Source organism: Streptococcus lactarius, assembly GCF_016642265.1.
GTDB lineage: Bacteria > Bacillota > Bacilli > Lactobacillales > Streptococcaceae > Streptococcus > Streptococcus lactarius.
Genome location: NZ_MRXX01000004.1, coordinates 1 through 19,212 on the forward strand (window position 1 = coordinate 1; position 19,212 = coordinate 19,212).

At 35.6% G+C, this 19,212-nt stretch carries 18 protein-coding genes, 2 tRNA genes and 1 rRNA gene; 3 read left to right on the forward strand and 18 right to left on the reverse strand.

All coding sequences use genetic code 11. From position 1 onward, the window contains the following. The 13 genes from BTU61_RS03355 to ychF form a co-directional block, all read right to left on the reverse strand. A 16S ribosomal RNA gene (locus BTU61_RS03355) occupies positions 1 to 161 on the reverse strand; the annotation flags it as partial. Between the two features lie 241 nt (positions 162 to 402). After that, positions 403 to 882 (reverse strand): sigma-70 family RNA polymerase sigma factor, encoded by a 480-nt coding sequence (locus BTU61_RS03360; RefSeq protein ID WP_200772333.1) that lies wholly within the window; start codon positions 880 to 882, stop codon positions 403 to 405. A gap of 152 nt (positions 883 to 1,034) precedes the next feature. Beyond that, positions 1,035 to 1,106, reverse strand: a tRNA-Glu gene (locus BTU61_RS03365). Positions 1,107 to 1,224: 118 nt separating this feature from the next. Then, positions 1,225 to 3,198, reverse strand: a complete 1,974-nt coding sequence (ftsH, locus tag BTU61_RS03370; RefSeq protein ID WP_187538574.1) for an ATP-dependent zinc metalloprotease FtsH — start codon at positions 3,196 to 3,198, stop codon at positions 1,225 to 1,227. Between the two features lie 10 nt (positions 3,199 to 3,208). Continuing rightward, on the reverse strand, positions 3,209 to 3,751 hold the full coding sequence (hpt, locus tag BTU61_RS03375; RefSeq protein ID WP_200772334.1) for a hypoxanthine phosphoribosyltransferase: 543 nt from the start codon (positions 3,749 to 3,751) through the stop codon (positions 3,209 to 3,211). Between the two features lie 4 nt (positions 3,752 to 3,755). Further along, positions 3,756 to 5,030 (reverse strand): tRNA lysidine(34) synthetase TilS, encoded by a 1,275-nt coding sequence (gene tilS / locus BTU61_RS03380; protein ID WP_200772335.1) that lies wholly within the window; start codon positions 5,028 to 5,030, stop codon positions 3,756 to 3,758. Beyond that, positions 5,030 to 6,316 (reverse strand): serine hydrolase, encoded by a 1,287-nt coding sequence (locus BTU61_RS03385; RefSeq protein ID WP_200772336.1) that lies wholly within the window; start codon positions 6,314 to 6,316, stop codon positions 5,030 to 5,032. The genes tilS and BTU61_RS03385 overlap by 1 nt, the downstream gene beginning before the upstream one ends. Continuing rightward, complete coding sequence (locus BTU61_RS10310; RefSeq protein ID WP_003009253.1) at positions 6,288 to 6,416, reverse strand: SP_0009 family protein; 129 nt, start codon at positions 6,414 to 6,416, stop codon at positions 6,288 to 6,290. The genes BTU61_RS03385 and BTU61_RS10310 overlap by 29 nt, the downstream gene beginning before the upstream one ends. Before the next feature lie 3 nt (positions 6,417 to 6,419). Beyond that, entirely contained in the window at positions 6,420 to 6,788 is a 369-nt protein-coding gene (locus BTU61_RS03390; RefSeq protein ID WP_155127526.1) for an FtsB family cell division protein, read from the reverse strand. Beyond that, entirely contained in the window at positions 6,781 to 7,047 is a 267-nt protein-coding gene (locus BTU61_RS03395; protein WP_155127523.1) for an RNA-binding S4 domain-containing protein, read from the reverse strand. The genes BTU61_RS03390 and BTU61_RS03395 overlap by 8 nt, the downstream gene beginning before the upstream one ends. 68 nt (positions 7,048 to 7,115) lie before the next feature. Next, on the reverse strand, positions 7,116 to 10,610 hold the full coding sequence (gene mfd / locus BTU61_RS03400) for a transcription-repair coupling factor (RefSeq protein ID WP_200772337.1): 3,495 nt from the start codon (positions 10,608 to 10,610) through the stop codon (positions 7,116 to 7,118). 4 nt (positions 10,611 to 10,614) lie between these two features. Further along, positions 10,615 to 11,184, reverse strand: coding sequence for an aminoacyl-tRNA hydrolase (pth, locus tag BTU61_RS03405; protein WP_200772338.1), 570 nt, complete (start codon positions 11,182 to 11,184; stop codon positions 10,615 to 10,617). Between the two features lie 70 nt (positions 11,185 to 11,254). Further along, on the reverse strand, positions 11,255 to 12,370 hold the full coding sequence (gene ychF / locus BTU61_RS03410; protein WP_200772339.1) for a redox-regulated ATPase YchF: 1,116 nt from the start codon (positions 12,368 to 12,370) through the stop codon (positions 11,255 to 11,257). Between the two features lie 178 nt (positions 12,371 to 12,548). Here ychF and BTU61_RS03415 point away from each other — a divergent pair, with 178 nt between their 5' ends. Further along, positions 12,549 to 13,046: a DUF1307 domain-containing protein gene (locus tag BTU61_RS03415; RefSeq protein WP_200772340.1), complete on the forward strand. Its 498-nt coding sequence runs from the start codon at positions 12,549 to 12,551 to the stop codon at positions 13,044 to 13,046. A 35-nt stretch (positions 13,047 to 13,081) separates the two neighbouring features. On the opposite strand, the gene BTU61_RS03420 is transcribed toward BTU61_RS03415, so the two are convergent. From BTU61_RS03420 to htrA, 5 genes are all read right to left on the reverse strand, one after another. Continuing rightward, complete coding sequence (locus BTU61_RS03420; RefSeq protein ID WP_200772341.1) at positions 13,082 to 13,273, reverse strand: DUF951 domain-containing protein; 192 nt, start codon at positions 13,271 to 13,273, stop codon at positions 13,082 to 13,084. A gap of 11 nt (positions 13,274 to 13,284) precedes the next feature. Next, entirely contained in the window at positions 13,285 to 14,421 is a 1,137-nt protein-coding gene (gene dnaN / locus BTU61_RS03425) for a DNA polymerase III subunit beta (protein WP_200772342.1), read from the reverse strand. Between the two features lie 159 nt (positions 14,422 to 14,580). Next, on the reverse strand, positions 14,581 to 15,939 hold the full coding sequence (dnaA, locus tag BTU61_RS03430; RefSeq protein WP_200772343.1) for a chromosomal replication initiator protein DnaA: 1,359 nt from the start codon (positions 15,937 to 15,939) through the stop codon (positions 14,581 to 14,583). Between the two features lie 265 nt (positions 15,940 to 16,204). Further along, positions 16,205 to 16,966 carry a ParB/RepB/Spo0J family partition protein gene (locus tag BTU61_RS03435; RefSeq protein WP_187538550.1) on the reverse strand — a complete coding sequence of 254 codons (762 nt, stop codon included), beginning with the start codon at positions 16,964 to 16,966 and terminating at the stop codon, positions 16,205 to 16,207. A gap of 71 nt (positions 16,967 to 17,037) precedes the next feature. Next, entirely contained in the window at positions 17,038 to 18,219 is a 1,182-nt protein-coding gene (htrA, locus tag BTU61_RS03440; protein WP_200772344.1) for a serine protease HtrA, read from the reverse strand. A 204-nt stretch (positions 18,220 to 18,423) separates the two neighbouring features. Between htrA and rlmH the strand changes: the two genes are divergently transcribed. Continuing rightward, positions 18,424 to 18,903: a 23S rRNA (pseudouridine(1915)-N(3))-methyltransferase RlmH gene (gene rlmH / locus BTU61_RS03445; protein ID WP_200772345.1), complete on the forward strand. Its 480-nt coding sequence runs from the start codon at positions 18,424 to 18,426 to the stop codon at positions 18,901 to 18,903. Positions 18,904 to 18,945: 42 nt separating this feature from the next. Beyond that, positions 18,946 to 19,019, forward strand: a tRNA-Arg gene (locus BTU61_RS03450). The last annotated feature ends 193 nt before the right edge of the window (positions 19,020 to 19,212 follow it).

Genomic DNA, 19,212 nt, shown 5'->3' on the forward strand with positions numbered 1-19,212 from the left:
TTTCCAATAGTTATCCCCCGCTAAGAGGCAGGTTACCTACGCGTTACTCACCCGTTCGCAACTCATCCGGAAAGAGCAAGCTCCTTCCTTCAGCGTTCTACTTGCATGTATTAGGCACGCCGCCAGCGTTCATCCTGAGCCAGGATCAAACTCTCATTAAAATAATTGTTTGTCTTAAACTCATTCTGTCACTGACAGATTTATTGTTTTTTTATTGTTCAGTACTATAACTTCCGTTATAGTGCCCTGCACATTGGTTCGTCTTGTTCAGTTTTCAAAGGTCTTTGTCGCTCTCTTGCGACAACTATATTAGTATATCACGCCATTTCTATTCTGTCAATACTTTTTTCTAAGTTTTTTTATTTTGTTGGGGGATTGAGTTATTTGGACGCAAGTTCACATTTAGATTGAATCTTTAAAATCCTTTAAATAGGTTTCCAATTTTTTCTTCATTTTGCTTTTTCCTAAACAACGTTTATTACTCATTAGTGCTTCATATTGAAGTTTCTCTTCTGGTTTTAACTTTTCTTTAAATTTTTTTAATGTGTCTTTTAGAACGACTAGTTCATCTAGATACATTTGTCTAGATGAAATTCTATGACTGATTTCACCAATTTCAACATAAGGAAGCTTGTTTAATTTTCGTTTATCACTTTCTTGTTGTCTTAACTTATCTTTTACATGATTTCTGAATTTTGTTTTGAAATATGTATAGAGCATTTCTTCGTTTGTTTCAATTTCTGGATTTTTTTGATAGAGTTCAAACAAGGTTAATTGCCCTTCTTGTTCCCAATCATCTTTTTCCCACAATTGAATGTAATACTCTTTTTCACATTTTCGTACGATAAATTTAACTTTTTGATACATTTTATTGAATTCCATATGTTCTCCTTTTCTTTTAATTGTATTTTATAAAAGATAGGAGACTTTTTGGAGCTTTTTTCTATTCTGTACGTTTTTTAAACTATTTGGTCATTTTTTTCGAGGTATCTTACCAAATAGAAAAAAACTGCCACTCCGTGACAGTTTCATTATAGTCCGTACGGGATTCGAACCCGTGTTACCGCCGTGAAAAGGCGGTGTCTTAACCCCTTGACCAACGGACCATTTTTACAACATATTCTATTATACAGGATTATTCCATTATGTCAATACTTTAAACAAAAAAGGTTGGAACTAAAAAGTATCCAACCTCTACTAGAAACATACTAAGATTTTTTATATTTAGTTATTTTCTTCTAATTTTGACTTGATTTCATCATATGATAGAGGTTTTGCTTCCTCTTCTAATTCATGCTCTGAATTTTCGGGCATTTTTCCTGTTTCATACAATGATTTAATTTGAACACTATCCAATGTTTCATATTTCAACAGAGCTTCTGCAATTAGTTTATGCGTTTCTCTATTTCCTTGGATAATTTCTGCCGCTTTATTACGCGCTTCATTCAAGAGACCACGGACTTCTTCATCAATTTCGTAGGCAGTACGTTCTGAAATCATTTTTTGTGGGCTTTGAGCACCAAACATGGCATGATTTCCTTCATATTGAACAGGTCCAAGTTTTTCACTCATTCCATATTCTGTGACCATTGCTCGCGCCATTTGAGTGGCTTGTTCAAAGTCATTTGAAGCACCTGTTGTTTGTGAATTGAAAATAATTTCTTCTGCAACACGTCCTCCCATGAGCCCTGCTAATTGTTCTTTCATATCTTCTTTAGAAAGTAACATTTGATCTTCTTTAGGAAGGGCAATCATGTAACCGCCTGCGCGACCACGTGGAACAATGGTAACTTTATGAACCACACGAGCATTTGATAAGACAAGACCAACGATCGTATGACCAGCTTCATGATAAGCAACCATTTCACGTTCTTTTTGTGAAATAGTTCGATCTTTCTTAGATGGTCCTGCAATCACACGATCTTCTGCTTCATCGATATCAGCAGCATCAATCACTTTTTTATTGCGACGAGCTGCAACCAAGGCTGCTTCGTTCAAAACATTTTCAAGATCAGCACCAACAAATCCTGGTGTTTGTTGAGCAACCAATTTTAAGTCCACATCTTGAGCCAGTGGTTTATTCTTAGCGTGAACTCGAAGAATCGCTTCACGACCTTTCACATCTGGACGTCCCACCAATACTTTACGGTCAAAACGGCCAGGACGAAGAAGGGCTGGATCTAGGACATCAGAACGGTTAGTCGCTGCGATCACGATGATTCCTTCATTACCTTCAAAACCATCCATCTCAATCAAGAGTTGGTTGAGGGTTTGTTCCCGCTCATCATTTCCGCCACCAAGACCGATACCACGTTGACGTCCAACAGCATCAATTTCATCGATGAAGATGATGGCTGGGGCTGCTTTTTTAGCATCTTCAAAAAGTGAACGAACACGACTAGCTCCGACACCAACAAACATTTCAACAAAGTCAGAACCAGAGATACTAAAGAATGGGACTCCAGCTTCTCCAGCTACTGCTTTTGCTAGAAGGGTTTTACCAGTTCCCGGAGGACCTTCAAGAAGCACACCTGCTGGAATCCTTGCTCCCAATTTAGTAAAGCGTTTTGGATCTTTTAAGAATTCAACCACTTCAACCAGTTCTTGTTTTTCTTCTTCAGCTCCTGCTACATCTGAAAAACGAACCTTGATATCTTCTTTATTGGTTGCACGCGCTTTGTTACGACCAAAGTTCATGGCACCGCGGGCGCCACCGCCTCCTCCTTGGTTCATCATGGAGAAGAAGAAGAACATGACAATCACAAATGGAACAATTGAAGTCAGAATGGTAATCCACATCCCACTTGAACTTTCATGTTTGATAGTGATTTCTGCTTTGTGATCAGCTGCTAATTTTTGCAATTCATTGACAGTGATATCAGATGGAAGAATGACACTGCTAAAGCGAGAAACTTTTTGAGCACGTGGAGTAAAGAATTGGATTCCGGTGTCTTCTTTTGATTCTTTTGCTTTATTGTAGGTTCCTGCAACTTCAATAACACTGCCATTTGGTTGGTAACTGATATTTTTTACATTATTATTTTTAATTTCCTTGACCAATTCTGTATAGTTGATCTGTTGACTTTGACCAGCTCCATTCCCTGCAAAAAAGTACTGGAATCCTGTCACAGCTGCTACAATAATCAACAAATACAGAAAAGGATTTCGGACAAAACCATTATTATTTCTGTTATTCATTTAGTCTCCTCTATTTTGAGTACACTTTTTCTTTTAATACACCAACATATGGTAGATTACGATAATTTTCATTATAGTCTAAACCATAGCCAACAACAAACTCATTTGGAATCGTAAAACAAGTGTAATCCGCTTCAATTTCAACCAAACGTCCTTCTGGTTTATCTAGTAAGGTCGCAATCTTCACAGATGCTGCATTTCGTTCTTCAAAGAGTTCTTTGAGGCTCTTCAACGTTTTACCTGTATCAATAATATCTTCCACAAATAAAATATCTCTACCTGAAATATCTTGGTCGATATCCTTGATAATATTAATAACGCCCGAACTTTCTGTACCACCGTGGTAGCTTGAAACCAACATAAAATCTAACTCAATATGCGTATCTACATGGTTAATCAACTCCGCCATAAATGGAACAGAACCCTTTAAAATGCCAACAAAAATAGGATTTTTTCCTTGGTACTCTTTTGTTAAGGTTTCACCTAGTGTTTTTGCTGCTTTCACAATTTCATCATGTGAAACCAACACTTTCTTGATATCTTTTTCTAACATATGTTTACCTATCTAATTTTTGAATATAAAGACTATCTTTCATTATATCATTTTTTGAAGGCTTACTCAAATCACTCGTTACCAATCCTAGAACAGAAAGAATTTTATCCTTTTGTTCTATAATACAAGCTTCTTGACGAACTGAAATTGGAATCTTATGATTGATAAACCATCGTCTTAATTTTTGACGGTGACCATTGAGAAGCAACCAATCTCCTTCTTTTCTTTTTCGAATTAGGAGAGGAGTTTCTCGTGATACAGAAATAATTTCTACTTTTTTTCCTTCTAATGGTTGTCCAAAAGACAGTCTGTAGTTTGCAATTTCAAAGATATTTCCATATTCTAACAAAAAAGGAAGAGATTGGTCATCCGACTTTTGACTGATTTTTCGAATTTCAAAGAAATCATATTCTTGATGCACTTCATAATTTGCCTTTAGATAATGAATGGTATTTCTTTTCTTTCTCAATTGCGCTAATAATTCTTGAAACTGAGCTTTCCCAAGTTGTAAATCTGGAAATTGTGCTAGATACTCTTCTAATAAAAATGATTGTACTGAAGAGGAGTAGGTTCTAAAAGAAGCTAAATCTTGAATAGTTAAGTCCCTAGTCAATTCTTTTAGTGCGTGATGCCACTGAGTTACTTCTTCTGCTAGAAAACGAAAACTTTCTTGTACTTTTGGATTTTCTATCTCTAATGCAGGAAGGTATTGATTGCGTACACGATTACGAAAATAGTCCTGCGAGTGATTACTACGATCTTCAAAGTGAGGAATTTTCATCAATTCATTTTTTGTAAAAGCTAATAAAGGGCGAAGTAACTCACCCTTTCCAAATGGTTGGCGTACAGAAATGCCACTCAAGTGACGTAATCTTGCTCCTCGTATCAAGCGCATGAAGGTTGTTTCGGCTTGATCATTTGCCTGGTGACCTGTCACCAAGGCTGTACAATTTTCCTTTTCCATGATTTCTTTAAAAAAATCATACCGAAAGGTGCGTGCTTTTGCCTCTGTAAAATCTCCTGAGTAATGAGCTACATAAAGTTTTGTATTTTTATTTTTAGCGAATGCTTGTAGCTCTCTTTCTTCAATATTTGATTCAGATCTTTGTCCATGATTGACGTGAGCGAGTACCAGTTGGATTTTCAATCGTTCTTTATTCTTATATAAAAGTTCATATAGATTCATTGAATCTAATCCACCAGATAAGGCAACTAAAACACGGCGATGGTGCGTAAACAGATTGTTTTTTTCACAAAACTCTAAAAATTGCTCTTCCATTATTTCAGTACCTCATAGACGTCTTTTGAAATTTTGGAAATTGTTTCATAATCGGAATGATCCGTAAAAATAGCGATCACATATGGAGAGTTCGTGTACACAATGGCAACATCATTTCTAAAATCATAGGCATCTCCAATCTTATGAGCAACCTTTACTGGAAGATCACGCGCAATGCGTTGGTGATCAAATTTTGTGGAGGACAGTGCTTCAATAATGGAACCATTTTGTTGATAGACAGCTTCCATCACATTTCCTGCCATTTCAGCAGAGGCATCTCTTTTCTCTACATCCCAATGTTTCTTAGCGATTTTATCCAGTGTTTTTTGAAAATCTTGATCTGATTGGTGAGTAACATAATAATTTAAAATATTATGACCAACATTATCAGACTCTTTAGCAATTTTATCTTCTAATTCTTGAACACTATAATCCTTTCCATCTGGTGTTTTTGAAAGGCTCCCACTTCCTTCTGGCTCATAACTACCCTTGAAATGATTAACTTCTGGAATATATTTATAGGTTGTCGTTGGAGAAATTGCCTTTTTATTGAGCTGTTCTTGAACATAGTACAAGTAGGGTAATTTCGTTACACTAGCAGAATACATTTCTTTTTGTGGATTGATTCCAGCTGTATTTCCAGTAGCTAATTGTTTTACATAGATTCCATAAGAAGGAGAATTGTATTTACTATTGAGCAATTCTTGAACCTTTTCCATCCGGTTATCTTTTTCAGTTACAAATGTTTTAGCAACCCAACCCTGACCTTCAATCTCCACAAACTCATCTCGTAAAGTCTTAGCTGTACGTAAGACTGTCACTTGTGTATAAGGAGAAAGAGGTGTATTTTTTTCTTTTGCACCATTTATTAAGGGGCGGTCGTACACTTTAAAACCAGGTTTTAGCCACATGTCCTGTTTTTTTTCTTGTGTTTCTTGTACAACATCAGAAAAAATGACAGAAGAATCTGCTAATATATACCCTTTCTCTGCTATTTTAAATACAGCTTTCCCTTCATCGTTTACAAAGAGTTGTTCGATTGTAAACGGTGAATTTGGAAAAATTTCTCCTTGTATTTTTTTCAACTGAGGATCAGAGAAAATAGAAATTTTGCGATAGACATTAGGGTTTGCTGGAATTGAAGAAAAATAAAGTTCTGATGGATGAGCCATTGTCTGAGAAGACTCAGACTGCTCAACACTCGCTGCTTGAGACCCAATAAATAAAATTGGAACTAACAATAGGAGCAGAAATCGTTTAGACACCTGTATTCCTTTCCTTTTCATCCTTTTGAAGTTTGATCATTTGGTTTTTCTTTTTTAATTCCTCTAATTTTTCATCCGAAAATTCAAGAAATTGTTTAACTGTTTGTAAAATATTTTCCATCGGTTATTGGGGGAGTAAATCTGGGATGGTATAAACATATTCACCATCTTTTGAAAAAGAATACTTGGCGCGTGCATATTTTGTTGCGTAATCATCATCTTTTAATTTTTTAGCGATGTCTTGTTGGTATTCTTTTTGTTCACTTGTCTCTTTATACTCTTTTTCCAACTGTTTGTATTGTTCTTTTTTATCTTGTAGCGATTGATAGCTCTGAGCTAAATTATAAGTTGGAAGAATAAACAGTAACATGACCAATATCAAGACGAGTCCCATAAAACGATTGCGTTTTTTTCTTTCTTCTTCTAAAAAACGTTTTCGCTGACTTTCGTCTTTGATATACTTATTGTTCATTTGAACGATATTTTTAGACATCTTCTTCTATCCTTGTTTCACTAATGATTTCGTACATTTTGGATGCATCTTCTTTTTTGGTACTATCCAACATTTCCAAGACTTTAACCGTCAATACTTTATTTCCAAAACGAACTTCAATTTGATCATTCACTTTCAAATCCGTTGAACTTTTGGCTAATACTCCATTGACTTTGATCCGCCCTTTATCTGCAACTTCCTTTGCAACAGGGCGACGCTTAATAATGCGAGAAACTTTTAAATATTTATCTAATCTCATACTGTCACCTCTAACATAGTATTGTATCATTTTTTATACATAAAATGCGAAAAATGAGCTAAGAACTGCTAGTTCTCTTCTTTTTCCTGTTTAATTTCCAATAAGGTTTGACCAAATTGCTTCAGAGCTTCTAAAATTTCAAAATCTTTCTTGTTTCGAATATCAAAGATTACTTCAATTAATCCCTTTTCTTCAGCAATCTGTGCCTTCAACTGTGTCATTGACAGAGCTTTGAAATAATCCTGTGTTAAAAACAGTTGTTTGGCAATAGGTTCAAATTTCACTGTCAATTTTTGTTGTTTTCTCTCAACAAGACGGACAAAGACTTGATCCAAGTATACTTTCACTAAACCAATTTCAAGTAGATAGGCGACAACATCTGGGTATTCTCCAAAACGATCAATCAATTCATCTTGCAAGTATTCATAGTCACTCGCAGAATTCATTTCACGAATTTGTTTGTAAATTTCAATTTTTTGACGTTGATCTGAAATATATTCATTAGGTAAATAAGCATCTATTTGAAGGTTCAACTCTGCATTACTCTTTTGCCTGCGATGCTCTTGGCCTTGTTTCTTAGCAATAGCTTCTTCTAACAATTGAGAATACATTTCAAAACCAACTGAATCGATGAAACCAGATTGAGAAGCCCCCAAAATATTTCCTGCTCCACGGATCGATAAATCTCGCATAGCAATTTTAAATCCAGACCCCAACTCAGTAAAACCTTTAATAGCTTCTAAACGTTTTTCAGACACTTCTGTAAGAGATTTGTCTGGACGATACATCAAATAAGCATAAGCGATTCGGTTGCTTCGTCCCACACGACCTCTTAGTTGATAAAGAGTTGAAAGTCCCATATGATCCGCATTTTCAATAAAGAGTGTATTAGCATTTGGAATATCCACACCTGTCTCAATAATGGTTGTCGTCACTAAGACATCGTATTCGCCATTAATGAAATCCAACAAGGTATTTTCCAGGCGAACTTCACTCATTTGGCCATGAACAAAGCCAATCGAAGCCTCTGGAATCAACTCTTTTAACTCGGATACTTTTTGCTCAATCGTATCTACCTTGTTGTAAAGATAGTACACTTGACCTCCACGATCTATCTCCCGCAACACAGCATCTCGAATAATAGTTGGATTGGTCTCTAATACAAAAGTTTGCACAGGATACCGATTAGTTGGAGGTGTTTCAATGACAGACAAATCTCGAATTCCTAGCATAGACATATGGAGCGTCCGAGGAATAGGGGTAGCTGTCAAGGTAAGCACATCCACCTTTTTTTTCAATTCTTTCAAGGTTTCTTTGTGCTTTACTCCAAAACGTTGCTCTTCATCGATCACAATCAAGCCCAAGTCTGAAAAGACGACATCTTTAGACAATAACCGGTGAGTTCCAATAATAATATCCACTCGTCCTTTTTTCAATTTTTCAAGCGTTTCCTTCTGCTCTGCTTTACTCTGGAAACGACTTAAAACAGCAACTTCTACCGCAAAAGCTTCAAAACGCTCCTTAAAATTGGCATAATGTTGTTGGGCAAGAACAGTCGTAGGAACCAGCACTGCTACTTGTTTATGATCATTTACTGCCTTAAAGGCGGCTCGCATAGCAACCTCTGTTTTCCCAAAACCGACGTCTCCAACCAGCAGTCGGTCCATCGGACGATTCGATTCCATATCTTTTTTGATTTCTTCAATGGAGCGCAACTGACCATCTGTTTCAATATATGGAAAATCTTGTTCAAAAGCTTCTTGATTTTCATCATCTGAAGAATAAGCAAAACCTTCTAATTGACTACGCTCTGCATAGAGTTTTATCAAATCATCCGCAATATCCTCCACCTGGGTCTGAACCTTTTGCTTCGTTTTTTGGAAACGACCATCGTTTAATTTGTTAATTTTTGGCGTTTTTCCATCACTTGCAACGTATTTGGACAACATCTGAATCTGATCGACAGGAATCGAGATGCGATCTCCATTTTGATATTGAATGGAGACATAATCACGATGGACACCCGAAATTTCAATCGTTTCAATTCCCAAATATTGACCAATACCATGAACTTGATGAACAACATAGTCGCCTTTTTCTAGTTCATTATAATTTTTCAAACGTTCGGCATTGGAAATGGTTTGTCTGCGAATCTTTCGCTTAATTTTCTTCTGGTAGATCTCTGACTCTGTAATATAGACAATTTTTTCATCAACAAATTGGAAACCGTGAGCCAGTCCTCCAACAATTAATTGACTAGCTTGAGGAATGATTGAATCACCATCAATATAATCTAGTCGAATTTCATACTCTTCTATATTTTTATGGAGTTGCTGAAGATTGTGATGAGAAGTTGCTTGGATAATGACAGTATAGTTTGATTTCTGATACCGTTCAATTTCCTCTTTTAGCAAATCAAATTGCCCAAAAAACTCCTGCATTGGGTATTGATTAAACTGATACAAATGATCAAACTTCAGATTTCCCAAGCCTTTTTGAAAGTTTGAAAAATAAGTTGCAGGTGTATATTTTCGTAATATGGTACTAGTATCTGCAAAATACACTTGACGAGAAGAGGCTCGATTTTTATGTAAATCTTCTGTCAAGAGATTAGCTACATCTAGGTCAAATCTTGCTATTTGATCTACTATTTTTTGATAATCATCTAAAAAGACTGGAGTATGTTTAGGAAGATAATCAAATAATGTATATTGTTTCTCATAAAAGAAACTAATAAATTTTCTAAGATCCGGATGGACTTGCTTTTGAGAAATATCTCCTAGGATTTCTGCTAGATAAGACTTAAATGCTTCATTTGCTGTCTGCTCTTGCAATTGTTCAAGTTGCTTTTGACCCCGGATAAAATCTTCCTCTTGCAATAATAGATCACTCACTGCTTTCAGTTGAACTTCTTCGACATTTTCAACAGAACGCTGGCTTTCTGGGTCAAAGATTCGAATCCCATCAATCTCATCTCCAAAAAATTCAACCCGGTAGGGTTGGAGTTGTTCAATCTCAAAGATATCTAAAATATCTCCTCTTAGACTGAATTCTCCTTGTTGCAAAACCTGGATCACCTTTTGGTAGCCAATTTTCTGTAAGGTTTCACTCAAAGTAGTTAGGTCGATTTCTTGACCAACCTTCAATTGAAAAATGCTAGATGCAAAAACTTTAGGAGAAGGTAATAGTAGTTTGATACCACTCACATTGGTCACAAGGATACCTTGACGATCCTCTTGACATAAAAAGTTCAAAGCCTCTAATCGTGCAAATTGCCTTTCTTGTGAAGCAAAAACAAATTCTGCTAAAGGGTTATCATCTCCCAAAAATGTATGGACTTTGTCCTCTCCAAGTAAAGCAATAAAATCACTAGCCAATCGTTCCGCTTCGTTATAACTAGAGGTTATGAGGACTGCTTTTTCAATAGAATCAAAAGCGGAAGCCATCACAATAGCCTTAGTAGTCGCAGATAATCCTAAAATTAACTCTCTATTGTTTTTCTGTAATCCTTGTTGCCAGGATAGAAGGTCGGAGTTTTGAATCACTAAATCAATGACATTCATCTACTTACCCGTTGTATTTCTGCATGCTTCTTTCAAAATTTTCTTCTACCAAGTAATCGTTAATCGCTTCTTCTACTCGATCGATTGTTTGTAGAATCGTGATGTAATCGTCTTTATCAAATTTTCCTAAGACATGATGAACAACTGACATGCCCTGCTTAGGTCTTCCAATGCCAATCTTAATTCGATAAAAAGTCTGAGTTCCAATATGATTGATAATCGATTTGATTCCGTTATGACCACCGGCAGATCCTTTAGCTCGAAGACGAATCTTGCCAACTTCCATATCTAAATCATCATAAATAACCAAAAGATCTTCAATATCCAGACCATAATAAGTCAGAAGGGCATGGACTGCTTTTCCACTCTCATTCATGAAAGTGGTTGGCTTTACAAAATAGACCTTTTCGCCATTTAAAAATGTTGAGGCAATATCAGCTTGAAAAATCTTATCATGGGAGAAAGTAAGATTTAAAGACTTTGCCATTTGATCAACTACCATAAAACCAACATTGTGTCGTGTCTCAAAATATTTATCACCGGGATTTCCTAATCCTACTAATAATTTTGTCATTTATTTTCCTTTCAAAAACGCTAAAAGGGTTGGAAATATTTTTTCCAACCTTTATATATTTTTAACTTTCTTAAACATTGAAACGGAATTCCATGATGTCCCCATCTTGGACAACATATTCTTTTCCTTCTTCTCGTAAGCGTCCAGCTTCTTTTACAGCCTTTTCAGATCCGTATTTCACCAAATCATCATAAGACATAGTCACTGCACGAATAAATCCTTTTTCAAAATCAGAGTGGATGATACCAGCTGCTTGAGGAGCTTTCATACCACGTTTAAAAGTCCAAGCACGTACTTCTTTTTCACCAGCTGTGAAGTAAGTTCCAAGTCCTAGTAAATGGTAAGCTGCACGCGTGAGTTTATCAACTCCAGACTCTGTTAGGCCAATCGCCTCTAAAAATTCTTGTTTATCCGCATCATCTAGTTCAGATATTTCTTCCTCTGCACGCGCAGAAATCACCACTACCTCTGCATTTTCTGTCGTTGCAAATTCACGAATTTGTTTGACATACTCGATAGAATCTGGATCTGCAACCACATCTTCATCGACATTAGCCACATAAAGAACTGGTTTGGTAGTCAAAAGGAAAAGTCCTTTCACCACTTTTTGTTCTTCTTCTGTAAATTCAATAGTTCGAGCTGATTTTCCGTCTTCCAGAACTGGTTTGATTTTTTGAAGAACGTTAAATTCTGCAACCGAATCCTTATCCTTTTGTGTACGGGCTATTTTTTCCACACGCGCGTATCGTTTATTGATAGATTCTAAATCTGCTAAAATCAACTCCAAATTAATCGTATCAATATCTGCAAGTGGATCTACAAAAGCATCTTCACGACCTTGTTCACGCATGACATTTTCATCATTAAAAGCACGAACTACATGGACAATGGCATCCACTTCACGGATGTTGGCCAAGAATTTATTTCCAAGACCTTCTCCTTTTGATGCACCTTTTACAATTCCAGCAATATCTGTGAATTCAAAGGTTGTTGGAACTGTCTTTTTAGGAGTGATCATTTCAGTCAATTTTTGGAGGCGTTCATCAGGAACTTCTACCATACCGACGTTTGGATCAATGGTCGCAAAGGGATAGTTTGCGGCCTCTGCTCCTGCTTTTGTAATTGCGTTAAATAAGGTTGATTTACCAACGTTTGGCAAACCCACGATACCTGCTGTTAAAGCCATAATTTTTAATTCTCCGTTTTCATTTCAATCTTTTTTATTATAACATAATTCAAAAGACAAGTGATGAAAAATGAAATATTTCATGACCTTTGAAACTAGATTTTTTCATCAAACTGTAACGTTCTAAAAAGATAAATATGGTATACTCTATTTAACAACTAACAAAGGAATTTTTTAGATGAAAAAACAAACATGGAAATCTATTTTCCTTTCTTTAATCGCTATTTTTACACTCTTTCTTCTTGGAGCTTGTGGACAACAATCTGTTCAAAAATCCTATCTTCAAGGAATCAACCAAGAAAAGAAAACAGACGTTCGGATTACACTAGAACATAAAGGTGATAAAGCGATCAGTAACCAAACTACCACTACTATTTATTACAAAGAGGCAGGGGTTACGAAAGATCAATTAAAGGAAATGATCGATAAATATGACGAAGAATACAAAGATGTCAAAGGATTCACACATTCTGCTGAATACAAAGATGATTATATGGTCGAAAAAACAACTCTAAATTATGAAAAGGCAGACTTAGATCAGCTAATTGAAAAGAAATTAGTAGCGACACAAAAAGATAAAAAAGTTGACTATATCAGCTACAAATCAACTTTTGATATGATGAAACAAAGTGGTTTCAAAGAAGTTAAAAATGGAAAATTTGAAGAATTAAAATAATTGAAAAGGTTCGGCCACATAAGTGACTGAACCTTTTATAATACTTTCTTCATTTTCTGTTCAAAATCATGGCGACTCATCATGACCACATGATCACAGTTACTACATTTAATTTTTATATCTGCACCAAGTCGCGTAATTTGCCAACGATTTGCCTTTTTGCCTGTCTCCTTTATTATGCAAGCATGAGGCTTTTTCATTTCTACAAAATCACCTAATGTATACATGATTCACCTTTTTAATTTGTGCGAACTGGCGTAATCAATTGAATAAATCCTTGTTCATTTCCTTCTGGAACCAAGGTAAATGGTCTAACAGAAGAAATAAAGCGAATCACAACTTGTTCACTGTCGATAGCTTTGAGCGCTTCAATCAAGTAAGTCGGATTAAAGCTAATGGACAAGTCCTCTCCTGCAACAGCACTCGTATCAATTTCTTCGTTTACCCGTCCAACTTCTGGTGAATGAACGTGGGAAGAAACAATTCCATTCTTGAATTCCAATTTTACCGTTCCGTTTTGAGTAGCGTTCGAGAGAAGACGGGCGCGTTCCATCGCAAATCGAAGGTTGGCCACATTGAAAGTTGCTTCTGTGTTGAATTCTGTTGGAATTAAACGATCTGTGTCAGGGTAATTACCCTCTAGTAAACGGGTATAGAAACTAATATGTTCACTTCTAAAGAGAATTTGATTATTGGCAAAGAACACTTCAACTGTTTCAATATCATCTGAAAAAACAGAAGTAAACTCACGAAGAGAACGACTTGGGATCACAACATCAAAGTTATCCCCATTTTTATCAAGTGTCATCACTTTTTGACTCATTCGGTGAGAATCAGTTGCCACTGTTTTTAATTCTTTATTTTCTGATAAAACAAAGTGAACACCTGTCAAAATTGGACGACTTTCTTGTACACTTGCCGCAAATGCTGTTTCATTAATTAATTGTTTTAATAATTTTGTTTCCAAAACCAATGGATTACTTGCAGCCATTTCTTGGATCCGTGGATATTGATCTGCATCTTTTCCTTTAAGAGTAATTTCTGATTTTCCACTGGTTAATAGGACTTGTTTTTGCTCAATTTCTTTAAAGTCTACCGTAACATCTGGTAAACTTGAAATGACATTGATAAAGAAGGTAGCTTCTAATAAGATAGAACCTGAAGAAGTTACCAATAAGCCAGCATTCTCATCTTTGATGGAGATGAAATTTTCAATTGAAATTTGCCCATTAGATCCAGATAAGGCTACTCCTTCAGGAGTAACATCAATTTTAATGGTGGATAGAATGGGGATAGCATTTTTTGAACTGATTGCTCTTTTGGTTGTACTAAGTGCTTGCAAAAATAAAGTTTTGTTAATAGAAAAATTAATCATGGTTATTCCTTTTATTTATTTTATGATTAGTAAGTTAATAGTAATAGTAGATTGTGTGGAAGTTGTGGAAAACTATCTGGATGCTTTCTAAAACTAGATAAGTTACTTGTTTAAAAATTGTGTATAACCCCTTAAAGTTTTCAAAGAGTTATAAACAGGTTAATTCAATTTTTTCTTGATACTTTGAATTTCAAGTCGTAGATTATCGTCTGTTTCTACCATACTTTTTATTTTTTCATAAGCATGGATGACAGTTGTGTGGTCTTTTCCACCAAATTCTTTTCCAATTCGAGGCAGTGAGTTATCCGTCATCTCTCTTGAAAGGTACATGGCAACTTGTCTTGCTAGGACGATATTTTGAACTCGTCTAGAGCCTTTCATTTCTTTTACACTCACTCCATAGAAGGCCCCCACAGCATCCTGAATTTTCTCAATTGGGATGACGAGCATCTGGGTATTGTCATTTTTACGAGCTCGAATAGCTTCTGCAGCAACATCAATGGTGATCTCTTTTAATTTTTTCACTTTGGCCATCAATGAGATATCATTCAAGGCTCCTTCTAAGTCTCGAACGTTTGAATCGAATTGACCAGCTAGGTATTCTAGCGTATCGTTAGGAAAAATATAGTCTAGATCTTCACTCTTATTCCGTAAGATAGCAATACGGGTTTCAAAATCAGGGGGTGTTATATTTTGCGTTAATCCCCATTTGAAACGCGTAACCAACCGCTCTTCAAGACTATCCAGATGATCTGGACTTCGGTCACTTGTTAGAACAATTTGTTTGTTGTCGCTATGAAGGGCATTAAAGGTGTTAAAGAACTCCTCTTGGGTGGTCACTTTTTTTCCACCAAGCGATTGAATATCATCAATCAGTAAGAGATCGAGACTACGATAGGTATTCTTGAAAGTCTTCATTTCTCCCAATCGTAGGTGTTCTAAAAATTCATTAATAAAGGTTTCGGCTGGGACATACTTCACTCGCGCATTGGGGATATTTTCCAGAATTTGATTTCCAATTGCGTTTAGCAAGTGAGTCTTTCCGAGCCCTGGTCCACCATAGATAAAAAGAGGGTTGTAGGTTGTTGCAAGGTTTTCAGAAACTGCCAATGCCGCTGCCTTGGCCCAAATATTTCCATCCCCTTGCACAAAATTATCGAAGGTATACTTTGCTTTTAGTCCAGTCTCAATTTTAGGCAATGGCTCAGTTGCGGAACTACTTGAACTATTTAGAGAAGAGTTCCTAGAATCCTTGTGATGACTATTGGGAAGATCTTCAAAAACAAAATGAAACTTCAAATCTGTATTATAGATTTCAAAGCCAGCCGTGATTAAGGCATTTTTTAGATTTGTTTCCCAAAATAATTCCTTATAGTTTCCATCAAGATAAATAGTAGCTGTATCTCCATCGACTTTAACTAATTTTGAATCTGCAACAAAAAAGTCATAGGCACTATCTTTTAACTGTAATTGGGCTAATTCTAAAAAGCGAGACCAAAATTGTTCTTCTTTTGTCACTAAAACTTCCCTCCTTTTCTTGAAATCAATCAAATCATACGTACCCTTATTCTACCATAAAAAATAATAGTTTTCCACAGGCTGAATTTTAGAACAAAAGGAGATTATTTTTTAGTTATCCACATATTGTGAAAACCAATCCCCAATGTTTTCAAAAGTTTTCCACAACATGGGGATAACTAGTTTCATGTGTTGATTTTTCTCTATTTCAGAGACGATTCGTTAGTGGAAAAGTTTGTCAATACAGAAAATAAAAATAACAGCCTTATTTCAGACTGTTGATAATTCGTTGGTATTCATCAAGATTTGAAAAGAAAATTTGGATACTTCCCTTATTTGAGGCTGAGGAGTGAATTTTAACTTCTGTCCCCAGTAATTTCTTTAAGTTCTTTTCTTCTTCAGTTAGAAAAGATTCTTTTGCTGGTTGATTTTTTAACTTTCTTTTAGAGCTGATCTTATTTTCTAATATCCGAACATTTAAGTGCTCTTGTTTTATTTTTTCAAGCCAATAATTTTGCTCTTTTTCATCAAGAGGAACGAGAACACGCGCGTGAGCTGAAGAAATATCATTTTGAATAACAGCTTCTTGAATAGCGGGTGTTAGTTGTAATAAGCGAAGCATATTGCTAATATAAGGTCTAGATTTTCCCATAAATTGAGCAATTTGATCATGCTTATAACCATTTTCAACTAACTTCTGATAAGATAGAGCTTCTTCAATGGGATTAAGGTCTTCTCTCTGTAAATTTTCAATAATGGCTTGTTGCATCATTTCTTGATCAGTTAATTCTTTTATGATAGCAGGAATAACCTCTAATCCCGCTATTTTTGAAGCTCTAAACCGTCTCTCACCTGCAAGCAGTTCAAAACCGATAATTGGAGATTTTCTGACAACAATGGGTTGGATTAATCCATTTTCTTTAATGGAGTGGGCCAGTTCTTCTAATTTTTCTTTATCAAATACTTTTCTTGGTTGAAAAGGATTGGTTCGAATATCTTTTATTGCTAGTTTTTCAAATTTTTCCATCTTATGAATAGAATAACACACCTTTACAAATTCGTAAAGGTGTGTTTACAGGTATGTCAAGAAGAAAAGGTTTATTTTTCTAAATCTTCTGTTGATTTTGTCAACTTAATAGTAGTTGTCTCTTGTTTTCCATCTCGATAGAAGGTTACCTTAATGGTATCGTCAATTTGGTGAGAATAGAGAGCAGATTGTAAATCTGCAGTTGACTCAATGTCTGTATCGTCAATTTTAGTAATGACATCGTAACGTTGCAATTTATCCGATGCAGGCATATTGTCAAGTGTTGAGCGAACAATGACTCCTCCGGAGATTTTTTCAGGAAGTTTTAATTTACTCAAATCAGAAGTTGAAAGATTTGCAAGGTCCATCATTTGGATTCCAAGCGCTGGTCGAACGACCTTTCCGTTTTCTTCCAATTGTTTGATAATATTGACAACATCGTTTGCAGGAATTGCAAATCCCATTCCTTCTACAGAAGTCTGTCCATTCGTTGAAATTTTGCTTGAGGTAATTCCAATGACCTGTCCTTGGATGTTGATCAAAGGTCCTCCTGAGTTACCTGGATTGATAGCAGCATCTGTTTGCAAGGCACGTGTAGAGATATTTTGTCCATTGTCAGCTTTTAAATTAACATTTCGACCTTGACTTGAAATAATTCCTTGGGTAACAGAGTTTGCATAATCCGTCCCTAGGGGGCTTCCAATAGCTATAGCAGTCTCACCAACAGTTAACTGGTTTGAATCCCCAAATTCAGCGACATCTTTGGCTTTATCTGCACTAATTCTGACAACAGCAATATCAGAATAGACATCGGAACCAACAACTTCTCCAGGAACTTTATTGCCATCCGCTAATAAGATATCTACTTTTTTAGCACCACTAATAACATGGGTATTGGTCACAAGATAGGCATATTTTCCATCTTTTTTATAAATCACTCCCGATCCTTCACTGGAGATTTGAGAATCTGAATGTTCATCATTTGTAAATAAATCTTGATTTGAAGAATCTGCATAGGTGATTACAGATACCACTGCATTTTTTACTTTATCAACAGCTTGGCTCGTTGAGGTTGTATTTTTATATGCTGTCTTTACAGTAGTGGAGCGTACTTGTTTGCTTTCAGTCGTTGCATTTGATGAATGAGATACTTGTAATGTTAAAACTGTTCCAAGAATCCCACCAAGAAAACCGACTACAAAAATGAGGGATAAAGTCCCAATTTTTTTTAGTAAATGGGATGAAGATTTCATATTTTCCTCCTAAGGCTATCAAATTGTCTAGAGTATAGAAAAACTTTCTTAATTATAACTTAAATAAATAAAGTTATCCACAAAATGTGGATAACTTGTAGAAATGAGTGTAATAACAGCTATAGACAGGTATTTATAGAATAGCTTTCTTTGTAGTTTCTGTGAATTATTTGTGGAAGACTAGAAATATGCTACAATAGAAGGATGAAAATTAAATTAATAACCGTTGGAAAACTAAAAGAAAAATACTTAAAAGATGGAATTGCTGAGTATCTAAAGCGACTAGGACGGTTTGCAAAAGTAGAACAAATTGAATTAATTGATGAAAAAACTCCTGATCGGGCAAGTGAACTTGAAAATCAACAGATCCTTGAAAAAGAAGGAAAACGAATCCTTTCTAAAATTTCAGATAAGGAATATGTCATTGTATTAGCTATCGAAGGTAAACAATTTCCTTCAGAAAAATTTAGTCAAACGATCGACCAGATGATGACTTCAGGGTATTCAAATCTTACCTTTGTGATTGGAGGAAGTCTTGGTTTGTCTCCTAAAGTAAAAAAAAGAGGTAATTTATTAATGAGCTTTGGTCAACTAACACTTCCTCATCAGTTGATGAAATTGGTATTAGTGGAGCAAATCTATCGAGCCTTCATGATTCAACAAGGTAGTCCTTATCATAAATAACCTTGACGCTCCCTCCTTTTTCTGCTAAAATGAAGTATGCTTGGTCCCATAGCTCAGCTGGATAGAGCATTCGCCTTCTAAGCGAACGGTCGCAGGTTCGAATCCTGCTGGGATCAAATGGAAAGTGGAAAAATGAACGAATGTTATTCAACATTTGCTCATTTTTCTTTTTTTGCATACAATTGTATATATTTTCAATTTTATCTTATTTTTTATAAGTATTTATATCTTTTAAGATTAATGAAAGTATTTCTCAAAATAGTGTTTAAAATCTACTAAAAATCCCTATATAGTGGCAAAAAACGATTT